The sequence below is a fragment of the Pseudomonas sp. Larv2_ips genome (assembly GCF_963879675.1).
Lineage (GTDB): Bacteria > Pseudomonadota > Gammaproteobacteria > Pseudomonadales > Pseudomonadaceae > Aquipseudomonas.
The window spans coordinates 262,271-269,797 of the sequence record NZ_CAWOAW010000031.1; the positions used below are offsets into that span (position 1 = coordinate 262,271).

Annotated in this window: 6 protein-coding genes and 1 pseudogene; 2 read left to right on the forward strand and 5 right to left on the reverse strand. The window is 56.5% G+C overall.

The annotated features are described in order from the left end of the window. Positions 1–49 precede the first annotated feature (49 nt). Together AACV02_RS26800 and msrA are read left to right on the forward strand one after the other, a co-directional pair. The gene (locus AACV02_RS26800; RefSeq protein ID WP_119738001.1) at positions 50–2,743 is read left to right on the forward strand and encodes a putative bifunctional diguanylate cyclase/phosphodiesterase; all 2,694 of its coding nucleotides are present in this window, start codon (positions 50–52) and stop codon (positions 2,741–2,743) included. Positions 2,744–2,816: 73 nt separating this feature from the next. After that, a complete protein-coding gene (gene msrA / locus AACV02_RS26805; RefSeq protein ID WP_106577569.1) occupies positions 2,817–3,464 on the forward strand; it encodes a peptide-methionine (S)-S-oxide reductase MsrA in 648 nt (215 codons plus the stop codon). A gap of 139 nt (positions 3,465–3,603) precedes the next feature. Here msrA and AACV02_RS26810 read toward each other — a convergent pair whose 3' ends face one another. From AACV02_RS26810 to AACV02_RS26830, 5 genes and pseudogenes are all read right to left on the reverse strand, one after another. Continuing rightward, the gene (locus AACV02_RS26810) at positions 3,604–4,440 is read right to left on the reverse strand and encodes a 23S rRNA (adenine(2030)-N(6))-methyltransferase RlmJ (protein WP_016975658.1); all 837 of its coding nucleotides are present in this window, start codon (positions 4,438–4,440) and stop codon (positions 3,604–3,606) included. A 232-nt stretch (positions 4,441–4,672) separates the two neighbouring features. Continuing rightward, positions 4,673–5,398 carry a DUF4123 domain-containing protein gene (locus AACV02_RS26815; RefSeq protein ID WP_119738003.1) on the reverse strand — a complete coding sequence of 242 codons (726 nt, stop codon included), beginning with the start codon at positions 5,396–5,398 and terminating at the stop codon, positions 4,673–4,675. Between the two features lie 712 nt (positions 5,399–6,110). After that, positions 6,111–6,470 carry a hypothetical protein gene (locus AACV02_RS26820; RefSeq protein ID WP_157986809.1) on the reverse strand — a complete coding sequence of 120 codons (360 nt, stop codon included), beginning with the start codon at positions 6,468–6,470 and terminating at the stop codon, positions 6,111–6,113. 422 nt (positions 6,471–6,892) lie between these two features. Continuing rightward, entirely contained in the window at positions 6,893–7,291 is a 399-nt protein-coding gene (locus AACV02_RS26825) for a hypothetical protein (protein WP_157986810.1), read from the reverse strand. Next, positions 7,291–7,527: pseudogene (locus AACV02_RS26830) on the reverse strand (hypothetical protein); the annotation flags it as partial. The pseudogene AACV02_RS26830 and the gene AACV02_RS26825, both read right to left, overlap by 1 nt.

Consider the following 7,527-nt stretch of genomic DNA (forward strand, 5'->3'; position numbering starts at 1 on the left):
AGAGGGCGTGAGCCCGGCGCCGTGCGCATTTTTCCAAGCGAGTTTCCCCATGAAAAGCCAACCCGATGTCGCCCGTATGGCGGCCGAGGTAGTGACGCAGTTACCGGTGCCTTCGCGCCTCGGCATGCTGCGTTTCGAACGGCTTAATGAGGCAAGCTGGGCGCTGCTGTACCTCGACCCCAATTGCGAGCGCCAATTTGGTCTGCCGGCAGTCGAGCTGTGCGCCCTGGTCGGCACGCCCTACGCCAGCCTGATGGAACCGCAGGCGCGCTACCAACTGCACGACGCCATCCAGCAACAACTGACCCAAAGCCCGCATTACCTGGTGCGCTACACCTTGCACACCAGCGACGGGCCTTTGAGCCTGCTGGAGATGGGCGAGGCCTACAAACAACACAATCGTCACCTGCTGCGCGGCTACCTGATGGTGGTTGACGGCCTGTTCAGCGAAATCCCCACTGCCGCCCCGACCGCAGACCTGGAAAACCAGAACAGCCGCCTGCAGATCGCCCTGGAACTCAACCAGCGTGCCCAGCAGGAACAGTTGCAGCATCTGGAGCGTGTGCGCGCCCAACAGGAGCTGATCCTGCTGCTGGCACGCCAGCGCTACACCACGCCCAACTCGCTGCAGGAAGCCGCCGAGCTGATCACCCGCAGCGCGTGCGACATCTACCAGATCGATTGCGCGAGCATCTGGAACCTTGAAGGCCAGCGCCTGGTGCCGATCTCGGCGTACCACCGCGACGACCAACAGCATCACTTGCCTGAAGCGATCGACGCCAGCGGCTTCCCGGACTACCTGGAAGCCCTGCACTCGAGCCGCGCCATCGACGCCACCCACGCGTTGCGCGACCCGCGCACCCGGGAAATGGCCGAAAGCCTGCGCGCCAAGGACGTGCACGCGATGCTCGACGCGAGCATCCGTGTGGACGGCCAAGTCATCGGCGTGTTGTGCCTGGAACAAAGCGGCAGCTCGCGTGCCTGGCAGGCGGATGAGATCGCCTTCGCCGGCGAGCTGGCGGACCAGTTCGCGCAAGTGATCAACAACCACAACCGGCGCACCGCCACCAGCGCGCTGCACTTGTTCCAGCGGGCTGTGGAGCAAAGCGCCAACGCGTTTCTGCTGGTCAATTGCGACGGCGTGGTCGAGTACGTCAACCCAAGCTTCACCGCGATCACCCAGTACAGCGCCGAAGAAGTCCACGGCCATCGACTGGCGCAGTTGCCAGCCCTGGAAAACCTCAGCGAGTTGCTCTTCGACGCACCGTCGAGCCTGGCCAAAAGCAACAGCTGGCAGGGTGAGTTCAAGAGCCGACGCAAAAACCTCGAACCCTACTGGGGCCAGCTGTCGATTTCCAAGGTGTATGGCGACAACCGTGAGTTGACGCACTACATCGGCATCTACGAAGACATCACCCAGACCAAGCTGGCCCAGCAGCGCATCGAGCGCCTGGCCTACACCGACAACCTGACCAACCTGGGCAACCGCCCGGCGTTTATCCGCAACCTGGATGAGCGCTTCGCGCGCGACAGCGACAGCCCGATCAGCCTGTTGCTGGTGGACATCGACAATTTCAAGCGGATCAACGACAGCCTCGGCCACCAGACAGGCGACAAGTTGCTGATCAGCCTGGCCCGGCGCCTGCGCAACAGCCTGAGTGCCGGTGGCAGCCTGGCGCGGTTTGCCAGTAACGAGTTCGCGGTGTTGCTCGACGACACCGACCTGGAGAGTGGCCAACAGGTCGCCAGCCAGTTGCTGGCAACCCTCGACAAACCGATGTTTGTCGACAACCAACTGATCAGCGTCACCGGCTCCGTGGGCCTGGCTTGTGCGCCGTTGCACGGCCGCGACCCGCAGACCCTGATGCGTAACGCCGGGCTGGCCCTGCACAAGGCCAAGGCCAACGGCAAACACCAGGTACAGGTGTTTACCGAGGCGCTGAACGCCGAGGCCAGTTACAAACTGTTCGTGGAAAACAACCTGCGCCGCGCCCTGACCCAAAACGAGCTGGACGTGTTCTACCAGCCCAAGCTGTGCCTGCGCAGCGGCCGGCTGTTGGGCATGGAAGCGCTGTTGCGCTGGAACCACCCGGAAAAGGGCATGATCCGTCCCGACCAGTTCATCAGCGTGGCGGAAGAAACCGGGCTGATCATCCCCATCGGCAAATGGATCGCGCGCCAGGCCTGCCGCATGAGCAAGCAATTGAGCGCCGCGGGCATGGGCAATTTGCAGGTGGCGATCAACCTGTCGCCCAAGCAATTCTCCGATCCGGACCTGGTGGCCTCGATTGCCACCATCCTCAAGGAAGAACAGTTGCCCGCGAACCTGCTGGAGCTGGAGCTGACCGAAGGTTTGCTGCTGGAAGCCACCGAAGACACGCGCCTTCAGCTGGACCAGCTGAAGAGCTTTGGGCTGACCCTGGCCATGGATGACTTCGGCACCGGCTATTCGTCGCTGAGCTACCTGAAGAAATTCCCCATCGACATCATCAAGATCGATCGCAGCTTTATCCACGAAATCCCGGACAACCAGGACGACATGGAAATCACCTCGGCAGTGATCGCCATGGCCCACAACCTCAAGCTCAAAGTGGTGGCCGAGGGCGTCGAAACCTCCGAGCAACTGGCCTTCCTGCGCCGGCATCGTTGCGATGTGGGCCAGGGCTATTTGTTCGACCGGCCGATCCCCGGTTCAGAGCTGCTCGAGAAGCTTAAACGTTACCCACGCGGGCCAATCGCCTGACAGCGCTGTAACACTCGGGCACACTGGCTGTCTGAATCTTTACCGCTAACTCAACCTGACGAGAGGACTGATCATGGTCTTGCGCTCGGAAATTCTGGTGAACAAAAACGTGTTGCCCACTCAAGAACAAGCTTTGCCTGGCCGTGAAACCCCGATGGCGCTGCCAGAGACGCATTTCGTCAACGGCAACCCGCTGCTCGGCCCCTTTGTCGACAACGTCGAGTTCGCGATCTTCGGTCTCGGTTGTTTCTGGGGTGCCGAACGCCGGTTTTGGCAGCGCGACGGTGTGGTCAGCACCGTGGTCGGCTACGCCGGCGGCTACACGCCGAACCCAACTTACGAAGAAGTTTGCTCGGGCCTGACCGGCCATAGCGAAGTGGTACTGGTGGTGTTCGACCAAGACAAGATCAGCTACGAAGAGCTGCTGAAAATGTTCTGGGAGCTGCACAACCCGACCCAGGGCATGCGCCAGGGCAACGACATCGGCAGCCAGTACCGTTCGGTGATCTACGCGGTGAAGCCTGAGCACCTGGAAGCGGCCAAGGCCAGCGCCGAGGCGTATCAGGGCGAACTGACCAAGGCCGGCCTGGGCACCATCACCACAGAAATCGAAGAGGCACCGACGGTGTACTTCGCCGAGGCGTATCACCAGCAATACCTGGCGAAGAACCCGCAGGGCTATTGCGGGATCGGCGGCACAGGCGTGACCTGCCCGATCTAAGCACAACGCAGATCAAAAAATGTGGGAGCGGGCTTGCTCGCGAATGCGGTCTATCAGTCGACATATCTGTTAACTGACACTCCGCTTTCGCGAGCAAGCCCGCTCCCACATTTAGTTTTGTGCTTGGCTTGAGATCTGATTACTCAGCGATGAGCCAATCCATCTGCCACCCACCCTGGGTCTGGCCAAGTTTCTTGGACAGCCACGGCAGCAGCTCACGCAACTCCTCTTCCAAACCCCACGGCGGGTTGGCAATCGCCAGGCCCGAGCCGGTCAGGGTGTTGGGCGTGTCCAGCGGATGCACCAGCAACTCCACCCGCAGCAACTTCGGCGCGCCCGTGCCGGCCAGGTCCTGGTAGAAGCGGCGCAGCATGCGCTGGTCTTTCACCGGGTACCAGATCGCCGCAACGGTCTGGCGCATGCGGCTGACTGCTTCCTTGAGGGACGCTGCGCAGCGCTGCATCTCGTCGAGTTTTTCGAACGGCGGATCGATCAGCATCAACGCGCGTTTTTCCGGCACCGGCAGCAAGGCGCGTGGCACATGCCAGCCTTCGCCCAAGTGCACTTTGACGCGGCGATCGCCCTTCATGTTGTCTTTGAGCAGCACGCCGTCTTCCGGGTGTTTTTCATTCAGCAGCACACGGTCCTGAGGCCGTGTGAGGCGGCGCGCCAGTTCCGGCGAGCCCGGGTAGTAGCGCAACTGGCCATCCGGGTTCATCTCATGCAACACGCGCATGTAGTCGGCGGTCAGCGGCGGCAGGTCGCTCTCGCCCCACAGGCGCGCAATGCCTTCCAGGTATTCACCGGTACGGTTGGCCTGATCACCTTGCAGGTCGTACAGCCCGATCCCGGCGTGGGTGTCGAGGTAGGCGAACGGCTGCTCCTTGCGCGACATCAGGGCGATGAGGCGGGTCAAGGTCAGGTGTTTGAAGACATCGGCGTGGTTGCCGGCGTGAAAGGCGTGACGATAATTCATGGTTGCTCCTGCGCAGGGGGCGAAGTTTACCTTCTACAGGCGCAAAGGGGCAGAGTGTGGCGAACTGGCTCGCCCCACGTTGGGCTGCGCAGCAGCCCTGAAACGGTCACCGCGTTCTTTTTTTGCCAGAACTCATTGGCAGGTTTTGGGGCCGCTACGCAGCCCGACGCAGGGCAAGCCTGCTCGCCACAACCACCCCTCACACCGATGACTGTTTCCAGCAGGCGCTGCGTCAACTCAACTCTGAGGCCAGATAGTCGGCCAGCGCCCCATGGCTGACATCCGCCCCGCGCGCAAAGCAGGCGACCTTGTGGCGCAAGATCGCAGGCTTGAAAGCGGTCTGCAGGTCGGGGCGCTGCTCTTCGAGCCATTGCAGCAAGTTGTCGATCAGCACGTGGGGTGATTGCGCTGCCAGATGCTCCAGCAACGAGGCAGGCACTTGCCACCATGGGCTGGTGTTGGCGGCAGTGACCGGGCCAGTCGTAACCGTTAGCGGTTGGCCGTTGATCAGGTAACGCTGAAATACCGGCAACACCTTCCCCGCCTCATTGCCGATGTTTTGCACAATCGGCAGAAATTGACCGCCATCCCAGAAGCGCAAAAACACTTCCTGCCCCTCGGGCAACAGCACCTTGGTCAAGCTTTGCAGGTGCGCTACCACTGTTTCCAGTGGGCTGGACGATACCGCCAGCCAACCCCAGTCCGTAGACACGGTGGTTGCTATCCAGTCGAGGAATGGGCTGTCGGGCTCGATGATGGCGACATAAGGCATGACCTCAGTCCACTCAGCATAGGCCGTGCTTGCCCAGACGGGCTGGGGCGGCATGCCAGCTGCCATTTTTCGCCAGACATCTACCGGCTTCGCGTCGCTGGCGTTACTGAGAATGACGAACGCATTCTCAGTCGTCCGAAGGGGACAATGGGTTAACCAAGTTTTTGGTAACAACTGATTCGGCATTAGGTACATTCCATTCAAAGGAGGACGCAAGCAATGATTCGTTTTTCATAACAATTGCTGTCACAAACAAAGCGTCAACAATTTCATTTTGAAAAGCTCTCGCCTAATCTAGAACCAATCAACATCCTCCCATCCCACAAGCTCTCCTATTACAAGCAAAATAAAAATGCCAAGGACGGAGGCCACTGAACAGACACCTAGACTTTTCAAAATAAATTTGAGCATCTTCGGAAACTCAGCGTAGTCCTCAGCACTAAGACATCCGTGTTTTATAGAGTGTGCGGGAAAGGCGAAAGCACCGATCACAGCCCTTATCGCCCACGATCTACTTATAGGATCCCAACCGACACTTCCATCCGAACTTATAACATACCAACTACGCTTAAGTTCTTCCGTATCTTTTCCTTCTTAAAATAAGAAAGTTACAAAGCCCACACAGGAACAGTCAAAATAAATAAAAAAACACGCAACCATTAAGCTTCAGCAAATAATTCTTGCACCTTCAAAGGACAAAGTTGAGGCAACAAAGCTAAACATGTCACAACCCCCCATGAGCCAATGTACAACCTCATAGATATTTTCGCCTAACTTTTCGCCCCTATTGCCAGACAATGCACTTACACTTGCCAACGCCTTTACGCACCAGAGGTCCGAGACAGTTATTCAATTGACTCAGTAAATTTAATCGCTACGCGATAACATCTTAAGTACTCTAGGTAGGCCACCCTAGAAAATTAATTGCCAAGGCCATCACCACACCACCTAATGTGAGCACAATTGCTGCTGTCGCAGAGGATACAATCCAAAACTTTAAGGGCTTCGGAAACCGCCTATAGTCATCCGGGTCAAGCTCACCTCTTTCAATTGATTTTTGAGGAAAAACCAACACACCCGAGACACCACTTAGAATATAAAACTTACCGACCAGCCCAGCGTTCAAAAGCGAGCTCCTATTTTGAACAACTAATGATCGCCCCAAACATCCGACAATTTCTGACATTCTAAAAAAAACCATATAAAACCAAATACCAATAATAAAAATACCGGACAAAAACAAGCCTAAGGAGGACATCAAAAAAATGATTTCCGAGTCACTTATCATCGGACAACCTTATAAACAACTTCCCCAATAGTTTCACCCACTTTAGAAAATGCGTTACCCCCTACAGCAGATCCCACCCCGCGACTACAACAGCGCAAACCGCTCCACCCACCCCGACGGTAGCAACGCCAATACCGATACATATGGCCCACTTCCCTCCATTCGCTGTAAACCGTGCCTGCCCAGATGGGATGGGGCGGTAGACCGGCTGAAAGGGTTCGCCAAGCGTTCAAAGGCCTCGCGGCGCTGGTGCTGCTGAAAATGACGAAGAGTTTTTCGGCTGTTTGAATCGGTGAGTGGAATAGCCATGTGCGGGGTATGGACTGCATTAGTATAAAATAATGTTCCTTCACCACAAAATATGGCAAAACAACCGGCGAATAACCGAGCGTCTAAGTATGTTCATTAAGCCAACCCATATACTCACCCATACACAATAAAGCGATGCAAACCCCAACCAAAACAAACAAAACATACACCAGTGCTTTTAGTTGAAATCTAAGCCGATAAGGAACGCCTTCAAACTCCTCACGAGTAAACCCGCCGTCTTTTATATGCGTTTCAGGAAACACAAGCATCCCCGCAATCGACAGTACAAAAAAAGACCTACTGAAAATCCCGTCCCCAAGAAGAAATTGACGACCCAATACACTATTTGACCGACCTAGGCATTCCAGTATTTCATTAACTTTAGAGTAAGAAAAATAAACTTGAACCAAAAATGTAAAAAAAATTAACACAAATACGCCTAACCAGCACCACATATAAAATGCGTAAAATTCACCCTTCATTACTTCCCCACCTCATAAATAAAATCTCCGACCCTCTCTCCAGCAAGCGCACCAACGGCGCCACCGGCAGCAGTGCCTGCACCTACAACAACCAAAATACATAAAATGCCTCCTAAACCCGCAGTACCTGCACCTATAGCAACACACACTGTTCCTGCACCCGCTGCTGCGGAAGCACCACCTAACCAGCCAACCGCGGCGTTCCCGACAAAATTCCCTCCTTCTGTATATTTCAC